This window comes from Candidatus Enterococcus huntleyi, from assembly GCF_009933175.1.
Classification (GTDB): domain Bacteria; phylum Bacillota; class Bacilli; order Lactobacillales; family Enterococcaceae; genus Enterococcus_K; species Enterococcus_K huntleyi.
This window is the reverse complement of sequence record NZ_MAEJ01000031.1, coordinates 1-17,091: the sequence shown is the minus strand read 5'-3', so window position 1 is coordinate 17,091 and position 17,091 is coordinate 1. Positions and strand designations below refer to the sequence as shown.

Genomic DNA, 17,091 nt, shown 5'->3' with positions numbered 1-17,091 from the left:
GCTTAATCCTAACATTCGCCAAACGCCTTTAACTTTGTATAATATATCTTATGTAAACTAAAAATAGAAGTAAACTAGATCACCAGATTAAACTGAATCACTAGTTTGCTTCTATTTTTTTGTATCAATCTTTGTGGAATTATTTTTTAGTATGTCAGTTGTGGTCTCTTTTAAGTCATCAAACTCACCCTGATACGTAGCAATATTAACTACAAATTCTACAACTTCCTGATTTTCCATTGTCAGTGAGAAACCGTTTATCTTGAGAAAAACATATGCAGCTAAAAATGCTGTACGTTTGTTACCATTATTAAATGGATGCTTTTTGATCAGATTTATTAATAGAACTGCCGCTTTGCTGAACTCATCAGGATACAGGTCTTTTCCAAAAATATGCTGTCTAGGTTGATTTACAGCCATACTCAAAGCATTTTTATCAATGACACCAATTGTTTCCCTTGGTGAATATCTTTTTATTTGAATAACATTCAATTTTACAATATCTTTTTCGCTAAGATAAATCATCGATCAACTAATTCCTTGAATGCTTCATCATATTCTGATAGAGCTTGATTCACATACATATCAATTTCAAGATCTAAATTACTTTCTTCCTTCACAATTGCATCCATCATTTTATCTTCATCAATAAAAATAGTATCTCCAGGTTTCAAACCTTTTTGCAAAACACTTTCTTTTGACAAAGTTACAACTATTGAGTTACCTACTTCTCTGATTTTTCGTTTTTTAATATTCATAAAATCAACTCCTATATTAAGTATACACCGTATATACCTATTGCTCAAATACTTTTATTTTAATCTTAGGTTCAAACATGCTAAAGGTTCTGTTGCAAAGTTTTAAATCTACTATCAAATAAGGTAGAATATTAGAAAAAGATAGCAGGAGGAATGACGATGAATCATTTTAAAGGAAAGCAATTTCAGCAGGATGTGATTATTGTAGCCGTGGGCTACTATCTTCGTTATAACCTTAGCTATCGTGAAGTTCAAGAAATCTTATATGATCGTGGCATTAACGTTTCTCATACGACGATTTATCGTTGGGTGCAAGAATATGGCAAACTACTCTATCAAATTTGGAAAGAGAAAAATAAAAAATCCTTTTATTCATGGAAAATGGATGAAACGTACATCAAAATTAAAGGAAAATGGCATTATTTGTATCGAGCCATCGATGCAGATGGTTTAACCTTGGATATTTGGTTACGTAAAAAACGGGACACACAAGCAGCGTACTCATTTCTCAAGAGATTACAGAAGACAGTTCGGTGAACAAAAGGTTCTAGTCACAGATAAAGCCCCCTCTATTACAAGTGCCTTTAAGAAACTAAAAGAATACGGCTTTTATCAAGGGACAGAACATCGTACCATTAAATACCTGAATAATTTGATTGAACAAGACCATCGTCCAGTAAAGAGACGCAATAAATTCTATCGAAGTTTACGCACTGCCTCACCCACGATTAAAGGCATGGAAGCCATCCGAGGATTATATAAGAAAACCCGAAAAGAAGGCACTCTCTTCGGGTTTTCGGTCTGTACTGAAATCAAGGTATTATTGGGAATCCCAGCTTAAATCATAGATACCGTAAGGGATTTTATTCTTTATTTAAAACTTTGCAACAGAACCGTACCGTTAATACTTGTGGATCAGCCTTTTCAATTTCATCTAACAATACAATGGAATATGGATTACGCCGAACCCGTTCAGTTAGAGTATTAGCATTATCTTCATAGCCTACGTATCCAGCCGAAGTACCAATTAATTTCGACACAGCTGTACGATCAGCATATTCACTCATATCTAGCCGAATAATCGCATTTTCATTTCCAAACATATCTAAGGCTAATTGCTTAGCTAATTCAGTCTTTCCTACGCCAGTTGGGCCCACAAACAGAAAACTTCCAATCGGCTGATCACCCTCTGAAAAGCCCGCACGGTTACGCCGAATTGCTTTTGCTACCATTTCAACCGCTTCATCTTGACCGATTACCTTACTTTTCAGACGCTTATCAAGATTTTTCAAGCGCTCAATATCATTAGCGCCCATATCAGAAACTGGTATACCAGTTAAACGTTCAACCGATTGTGCCACATCATCAATCGTGGCAGTAATTTTTTCTTTTTGATCCGTTTCTTTAATTTTTTGCTTGGTTTCCTCGATCGACTTCTTGATATCAGCGGCTTTTGTAAAGTCCTCCGCTTTAATGGCGGCCTCCTTAGCTGCCTCTAATTTTTTAAGGCGTTGATCCAATGTCTCAACATCAGTTTGCGAATTTTTAGCCGCTAAATGAGCCGCAGTCATGTCGATCAAATCGATAGCTTTATCTGGCAAAGTGCGTTGTGGTATATATTGGATTGAATAATCCACAGCCGCCTTCAAAACATCATCTGGTAATACAACATGATGATGTTTTTCGTACAGCTCTTTAACACCTTGTAATATACGTAAAGTGTCAGCGGCCGTCGGTTCATTAATCACAACATCATTGAATCGCCGTGCCAAAGCCGCATTTTTCAAAATAGTATTGCGATATTCATCTTGAGTCGTAGCCCCGATTACACTCAGCTCGCCACGTGACAAAGCAGGTTTAATGATATCAGCCAATCCTTTGCCACCATCTTCACCACCAGTGGCACCCGTGCCGAGAATCTGATGAATTTCATCGAAGAATAGAATAATATTACCAGCTGCTTTAACTTCCTCTACCAGCTGTTTAATATTTTCTTCAAAAGAACCGCGATATTGAGTTCCCGCTTCCAAAGACGATAAATCAATCGAATAGATTTCTTTATCTTGAATCGTTTCTGGAACTTTACCAGCCACAATTGCTTGTGCCAGACCTTCGACGACTGCAGTTTTACCTACACCGGCATCACCAACTAAGATTGCATTATTTTTCGTTCTACGGCTCAAAATTTCTGCAGTTTCTTGAATCTCATTCTCACGTCCAATCACTGGATCTAGTAAGCCATCACGAGCCTGTTCCGTCAAATTAGTCCCTAACTTTTCTAAAATCCCTCCTTTTTTAACAGCCTGTTTACCATCTTTAGATACTTCTATTGTTTTATTATTTTGGGGTAGCTTACCAGTTGCTCGGTATTGAGCAAACTCATCTGGTGTCAACGATTGTCCATTAACTAAATACCGTGCACGCTCCGAATTTTGATTATCCATGCGCCGAAATAATTGATTGAAAACATCATCCATATCATTGTTAAAAAAAGGATCATTTCCGTAGAAATTTGCCATATTACAACACCTCCATAAAAATTTATATGTGTAACTTAGTGACCATAATATCCTTTAAAACTACAACTGAATTGTATCACAATTTTTATGTATCGCTAAGTAAAGTGACTATAGAATCAATTAGAAATAATTAGGATAATTTTGTTTAAACAAATGAGAAATCACTTTCATAAAATGAATTGATTTCCCTACAAGGTTCCCTATTTAATAGCCCTTGATAAAGAACTTGAATTAACAAGTTACTTTCCAGACCAATTTTAATTTAAGAGACTAATACTCATACGCGTGGTGCTAGTTAAATTTAGACAGTAAAAAATCCTGACGGTTTACACTTAGAGCAATCTATAGTAAAGAAGTGTTAAGCGTATCAGACTAAGACTTTGCTTTTTCGTGGGCTTCGATTGCCAGAACGACCTTTGAAACTTCGTTCAATTCATTACCTCATTTCTTTTATTATTTATGATACGGATTAAAGCGTACTCTTTGCCCAAAAAAATATTGTTAATAGGAACTCGATACAGATTAGACAGCTCATTTAAAAGAGAAAATGGAATATCAGAACTATCTTTTTCATATTTGGACAACGTTTGAAAATGCACATCAGCAGCTTTAGCGGCTTCTTTGCTAGTGAATCCAGCATTAACGCGCGCTGCCTTTAACGACATAGCAGATTATTTTGGCGTATTGAAGTCTACGATTGATCCGCGGTATGGCGAGATATCGAAAAATTTAATACCTGTTGAAAAATATAGACAGATTCCTGTTTTGGGAGAAATTGCTTGTGGAGATCCTATTTTAGCTGAAGAAAATATTGAAGAATATAGAGAAGAGATAGACGAAAACTTGCACAAAAATAACCCGAAAACTAACAACACTCTTTTTTTTGAGTGTTCAGTTTTCGGGTAGGGATTCAATATGCTAAATAACCCTAGTCGCTTTCTTATAATACTTACCATCAAACTGTACTACATAAACTTTTTGATTTTGAAATCTTCCGAACTTTCTGAAACAAGAAGTTATAATATTCAAATTATTTTTAGGATTTGCGGTTGAAAAAATATATATTTCTTCTACTTCCTGAGGTAATTCTTTTTGAATAACACGTCTTATTCTATTAACTAAATAGTTATTTAAGTATCTGTGTCCACCACTGGTATGAGTAGAATCAACACAAATTGTAGCATTATCAGAATATTTTTTATCTATAGTTTTTGGTAGAATTAAACAAGTATCATTGATTATCAAATTTATCTTATTACAGTAATGATCATCAAAATTTATTTTTCTTACTTTAATAAAATTTGATGGCAACTTTCCATTTTCATCCGAAACCGCCTGAATATAATGATTTTCCCACATATCCTCTACCACATCTATGAACGTGCCTCTCAATACTAATTTATATTGCATTCCTATAGGTATGCCTGCTAATTGAACTTTCGTGTATCCTAATACTTTTGCAGCTATAAAAAAAGTTGCATAGGAGTAGTCGTGATAAATATTTCCGTGAGAATTAAATACTTTCCCAGCATTATTTTTTTTGAAAAAATTCAATAATTGTAAAACAAGAAAAATACCTAAAAAGAAAGACACACCTGTATTTAAATATTCTCCTAATGTTATGATGATATCTTTTCTCTCATTCCCCATGAAAAACAAAATTATATTTGTAATCAAAAAATTATCAAGAAAAAATAAAGTAATTATAAACACAGTCGTCACAGAGCAAAAAGGTACCCATACCTTTATTAACGCATATAGCATCGATCTAACTCTTATCACTCACTAATCCTCCTTTTACCGTTAAATTTTCTTATAGGCCTAAAATAGGTAGACTTAAATTTTTTATAGCCATAAAAAATTCCGCTTTTACGAGCTAATATAAGATGGATATATTTATTATCCCATATCCTCCATTGATTATAATCTACAAATGACGGGCTTGGGGTGATTTGAAATGGATGTGTATGCCATGTCCCAAGTAATTCCATGCCATCAGGAGGATAAAATAGCCGTAAATCATTTCTATCAAATGTGATTGATGTTTCCGTCCCATACTTCATAGAAACCGCTATTATTTCTATTGTCTGATTTTTCTTAATTCCAAACAAGGCACCACCAACTTCTTCAGCCGAGTCAAAGTAACCATATAATTGATCAATAGTTTCACTCGTAATACGAATTCTCAAATTTAATCACCTGCGTCTTTCCATAAAAGCCCATTGAAATTACTTCATTTGCTATTTTCAATAGATCAGTCTCCGAATATACAGCCAATGATTTACCACATCCATTTCCAACCATGATTTTTCTTTCAGTAAAACATTCTGGGATAACTTCCAAAAAATTTTCAACAAAGCTTAATAAGGAAATTTTATCTTCCGTAGCACCTGGATCATATTTCAAACAAATGTACTTTCCAAATCGGCCAAATACATCAATCCCAGAAAAAACAATTGTTGTTGGTTCTTTTACATTATGATACAAAAATAAAATTATATTAATCCATGACAAGTAATTATCTACAGATACAAATATATGACTTCTATTTGTTAAGCAGTCACCTTTAGATTTTGAATCAATCCAACTATTAATTTTAATTATTACTGCATCACTATTTACTGCATTTACAAACGATTCCGCAGCATCTACTTTTGGTACTCCTATATAAGGAAAAGCATATCTAAATAGATTACCTATCTCAACAACATCATTATCTACCATAGTTATCTTCTTAAGACCTTTTGATGCTAACATCTTTAAGATATAAGAATTAACTGATCCCATCCCTATAAATAAAGCATTCATATTTTCATGCTGGTTATAATTATTAGCAACCACCCGCATTCTGCTCTTTGCTTCTTCATCTTGAAAAATTAAAAATATATCATCGGATTTCTTTATCCAAATAGATCTGCTGGAATAATTTAATACCGTCAATTTGTACCAATTATTTTCTTCTATTAAACTTATTGTTTCCCATAAATTCCGAGGAGAAGCTATTGTCCTTTCAATGAAATTTTCCGGACGTTTTAATACCTTCTTGCTTCTGGATTCAAATAAAACTAGTAAATAGAAGTCAATCTCATTAAAAAATTCAATCGTTTTATCACCATCAGACATTGCCAATAACCATGGTACGTAAGTAGTTATTGTTTTTTCTAAAGCCAATTCTTCATCCTCATGAAATCTTATCTCTTTAGTACCAGATATGCATATAGCTCCAGATTGCATTACATGAGGAACTTCCCCAAAAAAATCTGGAGAAATATAAACATTCGTAGTATCTATAGAAATAGACATACTAACTTCTAAATAATTAAAAAGTAAATGTGTCCCATTATTTACATACTGAATATTGAGTTTCCGCAAAATAGATTCTATATCCATCCAATTACCCCATAGTTCCCATCAAGGGAGCAGTATTTCTTGAAGACTCACTATTTTCACGACGCTTCTCAACTGCTTCCACATGATTTGAAGTCATTAATGAAGCATAATTTTCAGACTGAACCTGTTGAAGAACCTCGTTAATGACTTGAAGAACTTTATCAAAATTTGATACTTTATAAAAAGTATTTGTTATCATCAAATGTTCTTCTTTAAGTTCTTTGTGACTAACAACATATTCTTTAAAACATTTTGCAAATGCTATCAATTCTCTTTTAACACTATCCTCATTGTATTTGATATCAGTAGGTCTATACTCTAAATAGGCTAAAAGTATAAAAGAAATACTGGGAATCTTATCGTTATCTTCAATGCGAAGGTAATTACTAGCATTTTTTGTAAAATATTTCATCAGCCGTACTACCGGACGTTTAAGTTCGTTGTTGCTGAGATAATTTGAAAATTCAGATACAATCCGCTTTGGTACTGCAGCGGTAGTGGTCTCAGTTCCACCGATACAATTATGATATCTCATGCTTTTACCATCACTACTTTTACTATATATCGCAATGTCCACCATATATTGATCACCAAAATCAATCGTTATACAAGGCTTTTTTAATTCGACAACATATTTCCCATCAAAGGAATACTTCAACGCTTCGAATATACGTTCTCTTATTCCTAAATCAATAAATTCATCAATATAAAACGCAACATCAGCATCTACAAAGTAGTCGCCAAACATAATGGCAGTATGTATCGCGTAACTTCCTTGATAGAATATTACTGACCCTTGATTCAAGATAGATTTACTTTCAGAGCGTAAATCATCTTGAGGAAAATTTTGGAAATTGAAAGATCTTCCTTCAGATATGACACCCTTTCGATTAAGAATTTCCTTTACCTCGTCTACGTGTTTTGCAAGCTTCTTGCTCTTTGGATCGTTTTGCATGTAACCTATGGCTATTTCTTCAACGATTTCAGTTAATTTCATCTCAATACCTCCTCATGATCTTTAAAACTCAAAAAATACCTATTTTTAATTGTTTATTGATAAAAAAAGGAGACTCAATGAACCAAATAAACAGTCTTGAGTCTCCTTTTCACCATGTATCTCAGGCATATCTAAGCAAATTCTACTACTAATTTTTTACCTAAAGCCCTCGCAATATCATCAAGTTTATCGAAGGATACGTTATCCCCTCTCTCAATTCTAGCAATAGTAGATTGAGTTGTATGTGCTTTTTGTGCAAGCTCCGCTTGAGTTAGTCCTGCTTCCTCCCGAGCATGATAAAGAGCAACTGCAGTTTCGAGTTTTCTTCCTTCACGGTCATATGCTTCTGCAAAATCTTTATCTTTTTTCTTTTCTTCAATCAAGTTTTTAATCATCATTTGTGAACCACTCCTCTCTAAGTTCTTTTGCATGCTTGAGTTCAGTTATTGGTGTTTTCTCCGTTTTTTTAGTAAATCCATGGGTAATGACATACCTTCCATTGTCCACATGGAAATAGATGGCTCTTTGGATATTTGATCCTACCTTACTTCTTAATTCGTACAAATTAGTGTCTAATTTTTTCACCCATTTCAAACGTTGAGCTACTAGCATCCCATTCTTTTCTGTTTCTTCAATTGTACGTAAAAGCTTCGCACTATCTTTTTTTGGTAATGTTTCCAACCATTCTAAAAATTCATCATGACCATTAGGTCTTTTAAATGTTTCAAAAGATATTTTTTCCATACCCAATTATATCATATACTGATTTTAAATTGCAGCATATAACATAAAAATTAGAATTGTATACTATAAATATGCATTTTATTATCTATTTAATCCTTTATACTTAGTAAACAAATACTCGCACAAAACCATAGAAGAATTTGCAACAAGAATTGCTTCTTCTTCCTTAATTACTATTCTATTTGAGCCATGCGCATGAGCATCTCCTTGGCTATTTCTCATTTCGAGTATTTTATCTGATAATGTATTGAGTGCTCCAACAAGGGCTTTGATCCTATTATCCATATCTTTTTCAGTTTTAATATTGAGGCGGCCAAATGCTTCTTTTCTTAATTCTTTTGACTTAAATAAATTAATATTAACACTCGGTCCTTCGGTATTTTCAATAATAAATTTTAGAACTTCATCTATTAAAGTATTTGCTTTTGTCAACACAGAGTCAAAATCCTTGTTTTTAATATCTGTTTGAATTCTAATTGGTAGCTGCCGAATATAAAGTAAATCAATCTCGCTTGAAAATTTCATTTTTCTTAATGCAGTTGAATTATCTTCTTTAAATACTTCCTCAAAAAGTAACTGAACTACGGGATTCATTTCAATAGATTCATATTTTTTATCTTGATCCATAATACCTTTTAAAGATTGGATTAACCTATTCTTTAACGAATCCTCAAATTGATCGTCAAGCAGAAACTTTTGAAAGGATACTCCCTTTGAGCCTCCATAATGATTTTGTATTTCAATCCCTACGATTTTCTTTGTAAATATGTTCCATCTTACATTAGTAAAGTCTAAAATATATCCCGCTGAACCAACTGAAAAATAAGTTGCTAATTGTTTTGCTTCGTCTATAGTCATCATTTACTTATACCTCTTAAATTGTATGTTGGATTATTTTCAAATAATTAATACCAAAGATACACTGTTCATATAAAAATGATATAATATTTGACTCATCGACGAATAGATTATTGTTGCAATACTTTGATAAAAGTTCGTTAAATTTCATAAACATATTTTCGGGTATTGATAGTAATCCTAAACCGTTGCTAAACATAATCTTGTTCGCAATCAACAAGGCTGTACCCACATTACCATTCCAGAATATTTGATTTTTCGAAATAAATAGAAACAGCCGCAGGGCTTTTTCCGTCTCTGATATCTCTTGATTCAGTATCTTATCATATTGATCTTCCACCTCATCTTCAGTCAACATTGGCGGCACATATCTTCCTTGAATCGTCGATACTTCTACCCCACCAGTTCGTATTTCAACGGGAAAAAGCGCATCCTCTGCTGCAACGATCCGATTAATCCGCTTACTTGTCTCTATCAGGGGCTCCTGTACGTCGTTTAAAAGCAGTTCAAAGCCTCTTTTTAAGTTAACGATGGTCAGGACATCATCTACAGCCACGTTATTGGCTCGATTATACTTAATAATCTCTTCTGTTTGTAGCAACGTTGTATTTAACCCTTCAAATTTCCCCGCATTGTACACCAGTTCCACAATATTTTTCTTCAATAAATACACAGACTCTTTGCGAGATAAGTGGTATTTATCAGGAAAGTTAGGCCGCTTTTCTTCGCTCATTTTCTCACCTCTTGAATTTTTCCTTCTATTATTATATAGGGCGTTATTCTGTCATAAATCCAAACTCTTTACTGCGGTATCTTTGTCTTCCTGGGTGATCCCAATATAGCGTAAGGTCTCCCGTTGTGAAGAATGGTTGAGCAGCGACTGAATGATCTCTGTTTTGGTTCCTTGCTTGTACAAAAAATAGCCAAAGGTCTTACGCATCGAATGGGGACCAATTTCTTTCAATCCAACCGCCGTTCCTGCTTCATGAATGATCCGCCAAAGGCTTTGTCGGGTCAAAGGCGTATCTGCTCCCTTTCGACTTGGAAACAAATACTTGCTGAAGTCTTGTACTTGCAGCTGCTCAGGAAATTCGGATTGAACATAATCAAGAATCACTTTTCGTAATTTGTTCGAAATGAAGACCGAATTGTGTTTAGCTGTTTTTTGTTCCTTCATGGCCAGACGTTCTTTGACAATCACCCGACCACGGGAAATTTCTAACACGTCACTTAATTTTAACTGTCTTAAATCGGAGATTCGATACGCCGTATTGATTCCGATCGAAAAAAGCACCAAATTTCGTTGCCCATATTTTCCGGAAGCTAAAATTGCCTTCATAGCATCGATCTTTTTTTTATCGCGAATCGGTTCCACGCTCTTCATTTTTAGTCCCCTCTCAAATGTTACTTAATATGATTATAACAGATAATAAGTCACATTTAAACAAGCTATAGAAAAAAGGCCCTAAAAGAAAAGTGATTTCCTCTTAGAGCCTCTAAGGATGGAGCGGTTTTAACGAATGTGACAGAATCCGATTGTGTCACATCAGTAAAATTTATGGAATATATTTAAGCAGATACTTTTTAATAGCACTTTTCTCAGAATGTCTTGCATAAGCCCATTAAAATTAATGATTTTTATTCTCTACATTTGATATTTTATCTGATAGATAATCAGTGATCACCAAAAGCACACCAAACGTCAACATTACATCTGCAATATTAAATACAGGGAAATTTAGAAAATCAAGACGTAGCATATCAACTACATATCCAATCCTTATTCGATCTACTAAGTTTCCCAATGCACCTGCAATAATAAAATTCAGGCCACTCGTCAGAATCTTTTTTTTACTTTTTAACATTAGCCAACCCAACATAGCGATTATGGGCACCGATATAACAATCAATAAGTTTGTATTATTACTCAAAATCCCCCAAGCTGCCCCACTATTTTGAATATAGGTCAGTGAAAAAATATCGGGAATGATGACTCTTTCTTCATATAATGCAAAAATATTAACTGTCAATAATTTAGCAATCTGATCTACACTTAGAAGAACGAATATTGATATTACACTTACAAATAACATGAAAGCCCTCATCATCTAAATATTTATTTATTGAATAAATTTGAAAGTTTTTCCCATAACAACAATATAGTTTCCTTGTTATTAAAAAAAGGTATTTGCACAGTATCTAAATTTTCAAATAATCCAGCTGCCTGATCATAATAATCTGCTAAGAATGTAGCTTGTTCATTCAAAAGAGCATTTGCTTCTTCAATATTGCCATTAGCTATTAGATCTTTGATTGTTTGTAAAATTTCTTCTCTATTCATTGAGTTCCTCCGTATCAAAATATTTACCTCAATTACTTAACACATCAGCTAATAATCACAAATTAACACTGATAAAGATAAATGATACTATAATTAAAACTAGGAATATTTGAGTTAAACAGCCTAAGCAGCCTCTGTTACTTCTATAAGAACCATGATTACCATGATGTTCTTTTTTGTAAGCGTTACTTTTATGGTGGTTATCTCTATAATAATCTTTTTTGTGATGGTGTCCCACAAAATTCACCCTCTTCCATAGTGTGTTCAAACAGAACTTTTAAAATAGTTTTTATGTGCTCATCTTTCAAAGAGTAGTACATATATTTTCCTTTACGCTCTGCTGAAACCATCCTGTTTTTTTTTAACTTAGACAGATGATGCGATGTTGCTGTATGTGACCTTTGGACCAATAACTGTAATTCAGAAACATTTCTTTCCTGTTTCGATAAAAAAAATAATATTTTTAGTCTGGTTCGATCATTGAGTACTTTTACAATTTGCTGGACTCCCTCAACTGATCTTTCTAAATCCTTATTCTTCATTTAGAATCTCCGTCCTATAATTATTACATTTCTTTTTGAGGAATTAATAATCTCAATCCGTTAAAAATAACCAACACAGTACTTCCCTCGTGAGCTAAGACTCCTATTCCTATAGTCATTTTACCTACAAAGTTTAATGATATTAATAGCAATACAATAAACATTGAAAAGATAATATTCTGCCAGACAATTTTATTTAATCGTTTAGATACTTTATGAGCATACACTAAATTCGATATGTCGTTCTTCATTAAAACTACGTCTGCCACATCAATAGCGACGTCTGTTCCATCGCCCATAGCAATTCCTACATCCGCATTAACTAAAGCTGGCGCATCATTGACTCCGTCACCTACCATTGCAGTTAGTCCATATGAATCCTGTTGCTGTTTAACAATTTTCGCCTTATCTTCCGGTAAAACATTAGCAATTACTTGACCAATCTTTAGCTCATTGCCAATCGATTCACCCGTAAGTTTAGCATCCCCTGTAATTAAAGTAGTGTGAACACCTTGATCATTGAAGTATTCTATTGCATCTTTTGCATTCGAGTTAGGGACATCCATTAATGCAATTAAGCCTATAACTTCCTTATTAATTGCTATTAAAACAACAGTCTTTCCCTCTTTTGAATACTCATTAACTTTTTCTTTTATGCTTTTATCATAACTGTTAAATTCCGAAGGTTTAGAAATTCTATATTCATTATCATTGAAAGTTGATACTAATCCTCTGCCAACCTCATTTTCTACTGATAGAGTTTTTGTCTCCGTATGTGGAAAGTTACTAACTATAGCAGTCGCTAAAGGATGATTTGCTTCTTTTTCCATTGATACAATAACGCCGATAACCTCATCTTCGTCGATCCCATCAATGAAATATTGATTTGTAACAACGGGTTTACCTTTCGTCAATGTCCCTGTTTTGTCAAAAGAAATAGCTTTAAGTTCCCCTAAATTAGATAAAAATGATCCTCCTTTAAATAGTACACCTCTCCTAGCTAAATTAGAAATCGCTGATAAAGTAGCGGGTACCGCACTAGCTGCTAATGCGCAAGGTGAAGATGAAATTAAAAATACAATACTTCGATATAACGTTACATTCCAGCTCCATCCAAAAAATGTTGGACCCAAGACCAATATAAATGGGAAAATCATCAATACTAAGGTCACATACTTGGGCTCTAACCTCTTTATGGTTGTTGCTGTTTTACTCAAATTTTTCTGCGATTGATCAACTAGTTTTAATATTTTTGCAAATACAGTATCACTACTATCTTTTGAAACTTCCATAACAAATGAACCGGTACCATTAATTGTACTTCCGAATACATCGTCACCCACTGTTTTTTCTTTTGGAATACTTTCACCGTTTATAGACGACTCATCGATTGATGTTGTTCCAGAGATTATTTTCCCATCTGTAGGCACTTGTCCTCCATTTAAAACTTGCACTTTATCTCCGACCACTAATTGATCAACTGACACGACTTCAACAGAGTTGTCAGTTGATATTCTTCTAGCTTCAGTGGGATTTAGCTTTAGTAGATTCGTAATTTCTCTCTTACTCTTACCCTCAGCGTAATCTTCTAAGAAATGTGCTCCGGCAAAAATCAAAATCAATAGACCGGCTTCCTCAAAACTACCAATAATCATTGCGGCAGCTGCTGCTAATACCATTAAAAAATGAATATTAGGCATGAATTTTTTCGTTCTCAAACTATCTTTTATTGTATCTCCAAAGCCCTCTATGATTACATGGTACCCTGCAGAAACCACCGTAATACTAAATAACATGTTAGAAAGTATAAGTAGATCTTCTCCTAAAAATAGAGCAATTAAAAATGTGATTAACCCTATGAAGTAAAAATATACTGGGATATTCCCATGGCTATGATCGTGTTCTTCATTATGTTTATGCTCAGTGCCTCCATGGTTACTAGTCTTGTTTTTAAGAGAATGATTTTTGTTGTTGATTTCTTCTTTGTCCATTTACGTTACCTCCTAAATATTGTTTATGATTAATCATAGTTTTTGAATTCTTTGTTTTCATTCAAAATCTCATCTACATTTCGCCGATAAAAATCATGCTCTTTCAGCCACTCCTTAAAGCTCCCCTCAGATAACTGATAGATTCCTTTTATTTCTTGGTTATTGAAACCTAAGCTAAGTAATTTTAAATATTTCTCTAAAGTTAAGTCTCCAATTTTTTTGTTTTTGGAGTTATATCCTAGAAACTGTCCCAACAACTGAATTTCTTTTTTTAGTTCTGTATGATCACTATCTAACCAGTTAGGATTTTCATTTAAAACCTTAATCAATTTTCTCCGTATTTCTTTTTTTCTTTCTTTTGACATCTTACTCATCCTTTAGTTAATATAAGAATATTATAAATGATTAATCAAACATATGTCAAATCATTCATATGTATTTTAAAAAAATTACGGTTTTTCTTCTGTGCAATCAGCTTCGATCGATTGCTTTTGAATATATACCATCGATTTCCACCTAAATTTACGTCGATATCTAAAACATATTCTATAAATGAGATTAAAGTGTTTTGAAAAATATTGAAATAATTACCTAATTTATATTCTTTATACTTGTCTTTAAAGTATTAAAAGATAATTCTATTACTTCGAATAATTTAAAAAAAGTGTATAAATCCAGTAAAAAATCTAGCGTAATAAAGCATACTGCCTTAAACACTAGATTTCTCTAAAATAAAAAACATGAAATTCTATAAGCCTATATAAGTCGCTGGGTCCACAAAACCGGACCACAATCCAGTAGACATGCCCAAGTGCAGATGAACTCCAGTAGAATTACCCGTCGTTCCCATCCCTCCTAAGTATTCTCTTGAAGAGACTGACTGGCCTACTGATACCGCCGGTGGGGTACTCATATGCATATAATAACTATACATACCGTTAGAGTGTTTTATAATCACATGATTTCCAGTAGACGGTCCATAACCTGCTGCAACAACTTCTCCGGAATTAATTGAAAAAATTGGAGTTCCAGTAGATCCGGTAAAATCTAAACCATCATGTTGATTTCCAGAATATCCTGTGGGATCTGAGCGAAACCCAAATCGGCTTGAAATATTAATAGAATCTAGAGGCCTACTCCAACCAGTATTTGACGAACTAGACTCCTCGGTTGATAGAACATCTTTTTCTTTGGAAGATAAATCTACGTTGCTTTTTTCTTCATTCGATACAACATTTTCTTCAGATTTACTTGTCTCGCTTGGATTTTCTTTTGTAGCTTTTTCATCAACCAATTCCGCATTCTCTGCTGAATTATCAATAATTGTCTCTCGTTTCTTAGATACTTCCAAATCAGCCATTCTCTTAGCGTCTTCTTCAATTTTTCGTTGCTTTTCCAAAGCCTCTAAAGCTAATTTCTTTTTCTTTTCTGCCTCATCTCTTTCCTCAATGAGTTTCTGTTTCTTTTCTTCTTCAGTATTTAAAGATAGGGATAATTCAGCTAACTCTAATTCTTGTCCCAATTTGATATCAACTAAGTTTCTTTGTTTCTTATCTAATTCAGCAGACTGATCTTCAATGTCAGTTAGTTTTTTTTCTAATTCTTTTTCAAGTGCAACACTCTTTTTTATATCCATCTGCTGCTGTTCTACTACACCGTTACTCGCGTTCATAATCGTAATAGAGGCAACGGCTTTATTTATTGCATCACTAATAGATTCTGAGCTAAGTAATGTCTCTATTAAACTATTAGATGAATCAGAAGTTTGAATATCTCTAGCTTGATTTCTTAGCAATTCTTTTCTTTTGTTAATCTTTATTGTCAGCTCCGTTATTTCTTTAGAAATTTCATTTGCTTTTTTTTCCGTAACTGATTTATTTTCAAGTATTTCTTTAATCTCGGCATCAATTTTCTTAATTGAATTATCAGTATCTAACTTTTGCTCCTCTATGGTCTTTGTTTCTTTCTTTATCACGTCAATTTTCTGTTCCTGTTTACCAATCTCATTATCTATATCCTCCGCATATGCAGAAACCACCGACATAGAAAACAACATCAAAATACTGGAAATAAAAATATTTTTTTTCACAAAAATTCTCCTATACTTTTGATAAATATTATTTATATAAAGCATAGCAAATAGAATAAACAATACTCGAAATAATAGAATTTAAAACAAATAGAAACAAATAGAAATATTTTGTCATATTTTTGAAATACAAGTAACCGATTTTGATAGTAATCCGATGGATACTCAACAATATCTGATTACACCTTGTAGCATTAAAAAAGATATACAACTCCTTGTTAAGCTTTTCTTATCCTATCTCAGCTTTACATAAATGGGGGGATTAAAGGACTTTAGTCAATTAATTAAAATAAGTTTATCCTCAATTAATTCTCCTTGTAATTCTCATCTTAGTAATATATTTCTTAAATTGAAATATCAGAGACTTTTAAATCTAAAAATCAAGTACATTTACAGTTCATGAGTAAGCAGTGACTTCCTACAAATCATTCCCATTGGAAGCAATAACCCCTTTGTACCAATAAAAGGATTTCTTCTTGTATCTTTCAAAGTTTCCGCTCTGGTTGTCATTTCTATTGACATAAATCAATCCATATCTCTTTTTCATTTCCCCTGTGCTTGAACTGACAATATCTATAGGGCTCCAAACCATGTAGCCCCAGATTTCGACACCCTCATATATTGCTTGCTTCATTTGGAATGGCAACAGTTTTTTTGACAAATTTTATAAGGTGCAGAACTTCTTTCCGTATGCTATTCCGATTGTCCTTGACAATGAGCCTCCTCGGATGTGACGATCTTCGGCAGGAGCTAACAGTTAAAGTTAGACTGCCTCGCTAGCGTTAGCACATCCGAGCTCATTATCAAGGATTCGCTGCGCCAATCTCTGGTTACGGTAACCAACCGGTGTCTCGTAGCCAAG

The 17,091-nt window shown here is 33.5% G+C and carries 19 protein-coding genes and 3 pseudogenes; 2 read left to right on the top strand and 20 right to left on the bottom strand.

What is annotated here, in order from left to right; genetic code table 11:
* Positions 1 to 111 precede the first annotated feature (111 nt).
* The gene (locus BAU15_RS14420) at positions 112 to 525 is read right to left on the bottom strand and encodes a type II toxin-antitoxin system death-on-curing family toxin (protein ID WP_007209265.1); all 414 of its coding nucleotides are present in this window, start codon (positions 523 to 525) and stop codon (positions 112 to 114) included.
* Positions 522 to 758: an AbrB/MazE/SpoVT family DNA-binding domain-containing protein gene (locus BAU15_RS14415; protein WP_007209266.1), complete on the bottom strand. Its 237-nt coding sequence runs from the start codon at positions 756 to 758 to the stop codon at positions 522 to 524. Before BAU15_RS14415 ends, BAU15_RS14420 begins: the two co-directional genes overlap by 4 nt.
* 159 nt (positions 759 to 917) lie before the next feature.
* Here BAU15_RS14415 and BAU15_RS14410 point away from each other — a divergent pair.
* Positions 918 to 1,599 (top strand): IS6 family transposase gene (locus tag BAU15_RS14410; protein ID WP_161843431.1). Its coding sequence is split into 2 segments (ribosomal slippage): positions 918 to 1,283 and positions 1,285 to 1,599, totalling 681 coding nucleotides; the frame shifts between segments, so codons are not numbered across the junction.
* Positions 1,600 to 1,654: 55 nt separating this feature from the next.
* Here the strand turns inward: BAU15_RS14410 and clpL are convergent.
* Positions 1,655 to 3,277, bottom strand: a pseudogene (gene clpL / locus BAU15_RS14405) (ATP-dependent protease ClpL); the annotation flags it as partial.
* Between the two features lie 428 nt (positions 3,278 to 3,705).
* The gene (locus BAU15_RS14400; protein WP_003728509.1) at positions 3,706 to 3,942 is read right to left on the bottom strand and encodes a helix-turn-helix transcriptional regulator; all 237 of its coding nucleotides are present in this window, start codon (positions 3,940 to 3,942) and stop codon (positions 3,706 to 3,708) included.
* On the opposite strand from BAU15_RS14400, the pseudogene BAU15_RS14395 reads away from it, so the two are divergent.
* A pseudogene (locus tag BAU15_RS14395) lies at positions 3,905 to 4,123 on the top strand (LexA family protein); the annotation flags it as partial. The gene BAU15_RS14400 and the pseudogene BAU15_RS14395 overlap by 38 nt on opposite strands.
* Positions 4,124 to 4,195: 72 nt before the next feature.
* Here BAU15_RS14395 and BAU15_RS14390 read toward each other — a convergent pair.
* From BAU15_RS14390 to BAU15_RS14315, 16 genes and pseudogenes are all read right to left on the bottom strand, one after another.
* Positions 4,196 to 5,059: a hypothetical protein gene (locus tag BAU15_RS14390; protein ID WP_237580206.1), complete on the bottom strand. Its 864-nt coding sequence runs from the start codon at positions 5,057 to 5,059 to the stop codon at positions 4,196 to 4,198.
* Positions 5,056 to 5,466, bottom strand: coding sequence for an MPN domain-containing protein (locus tag BAU15_RS14385; RefSeq protein WP_161843430.1), 411 nt, complete (start codon positions 5,464 to 5,466; stop codon positions 5,056 to 5,058). The genes BAU15_RS14390 and BAU15_RS14385 overlap by 4 nt, the downstream gene beginning before the upstream one ends.
* The gene (locus BAU15_RS14380; RefSeq protein ID WP_161843429.1) at positions 5,444 to 6,667 is read right to left on the bottom strand and encodes a ThiF family adenylyltransferase; all 1,224 of its coding nucleotides are present in this window, start codon (positions 6,665 to 6,667) and stop codon (positions 5,444 to 5,446) included. The genes BAU15_RS14385 and BAU15_RS14380 overlap by 23 nt, the downstream gene beginning before the upstream one ends.
* 4 nt (positions 6,668 to 6,671) lie before the next feature.
* Positions 6,672 to 7,664 (bottom strand): nucleotidyltransferase family protein, encoded by a 993-nt coding sequence (locus tag BAU15_RS14375; RefSeq protein ID WP_114526107.1) that lies wholly within the window; start codon positions 7,662 to 7,664, stop codon positions 6,672 to 6,674.
* Positions 7,665 to 7,795: 131 nt separating this feature from the next.
* Positions 7,796 to 8,062 carry a helix-turn-helix domain-containing protein gene (locus BAU15_RS14370; protein ID WP_161843428.1) on the bottom strand — a complete coding sequence of 89 codons (267 nt, stop codon included), beginning with the start codon at positions 8,060 to 8,062 and terminating at the stop codon, positions 7,796 to 7,798.
* Entirely contained in the window at positions 8,052 to 8,408 is a 357-nt protein-coding gene (locus tag BAU15_RS14365) for a type II toxin-antitoxin system RelE/ParE family toxin (RefSeq protein ID WP_002339788.1), read from the bottom strand. Before BAU15_RS14365 ends, BAU15_RS14370 begins: the two co-directional genes overlap by 11 nt.
* A gap of 81 nt (positions 8,409 to 8,489) precedes the next feature.
* The gene (locus tag BAU15_RS14360) at positions 8,490 to 9,269 is read right to left on the bottom strand and encodes an abortive infection family protein (RefSeq protein ID WP_161843427.1); all 780 of its coding nucleotides are present in this window, start codon (positions 9,267 to 9,269) and stop codon (positions 8,490 to 8,492) included.
* Between the two features lie 13 nt (positions 9,270 to 9,282).
* On the bottom strand, positions 9,283 to 9,999 hold the full coding sequence (locus tag BAU15_RS14355; protein WP_161843426.1) for a hypothetical protein: 717 nt from the start codon (positions 9,997 to 9,999) through the stop codon (positions 9,283 to 9,285).
* A 51-nt stretch (positions 10,000 to 10,050) separates the two neighbouring features.
* Positions 10,051 to 10,650, bottom strand: coding sequence for a tyrosine-type recombinase/integrase (locus BAU15_RS14350; RefSeq protein ID WP_010821312.1), 600 nt, complete (start codon positions 10,648 to 10,650; stop codon positions 10,051 to 10,053).
* Positions 10,651 to 10,894: 244 nt separating this feature from the next.
* A complete protein-coding gene (lspA, locus tag BAU15_RS14345; RefSeq protein ID WP_034706604.1) occupies positions 10,895 to 11,359 on the bottom strand; it encodes a signal peptidase II in 465 nt (154 codons plus the stop codon).
* 23 nt (positions 11,360 to 11,382) lie between these two features.
* Positions 11,383 to 11,607: a hypothetical protein gene (locus BAU15_RS14340; RefSeq protein ID WP_029486039.1), complete on the bottom strand. Its 225-nt coding sequence runs from the start codon at positions 11,605 to 11,607 to the stop codon at positions 11,383 to 11,385.
* A 206-nt stretch (positions 11,608 to 11,813) separates the two neighbouring features.
* Positions 11,814 to 12,149, bottom strand: coding sequence for an ArsR/SmtB family transcription factor (locus BAU15_RS14335; protein ID WP_131732208.1), 336 nt, complete (start codon positions 12,147 to 12,149; stop codon positions 11,814 to 11,816).
* A gap of 23 nt (positions 12,150 to 12,172) precedes the next feature.
* A complete protein-coding gene (locus BAU15_RS14330; protein WP_131732209.1) occupies positions 12,173 to 14,140 on the bottom strand; it encodes a heavy metal translocating P-type ATPase in 1,968 nt (655 codons plus the stop codon).
* A 29-nt stretch (positions 14,141 to 14,169) separates the two neighbouring features.
* Positions 14,170 to 14,505 carry a hypothetical protein gene (locus BAU15_RS14325; protein WP_161843425.1) on the bottom strand — a complete coding sequence of 112 codons (336 nt, stop codon included), beginning with the start codon at positions 14,503 to 14,505 and terminating at the stop codon, positions 14,170 to 14,172.
* A gap of 383 nt (positions 14,506 to 14,888) precedes the next feature.
* A complete protein-coding gene (locus tag BAU15_RS14320; protein WP_029486043.1) occupies positions 14,889 to 16,229 on the bottom strand; it encodes a peptidoglycan DD-metalloendopeptidase family protein in 1,341 nt (446 codons plus the stop codon).
* A 418-nt stretch (positions 16,230 to 16,647) separates the two neighbouring features.
* Positions 16,648 to 16,848 (bottom strand): annotated as a pseudogene (locus BAU15_RS14315) (family 1 glycosylhydrolase); the annotation flags it as partial.
* Between the last annotated feature and the right edge of the window lie 243 nt (positions 16,849 to 17,091).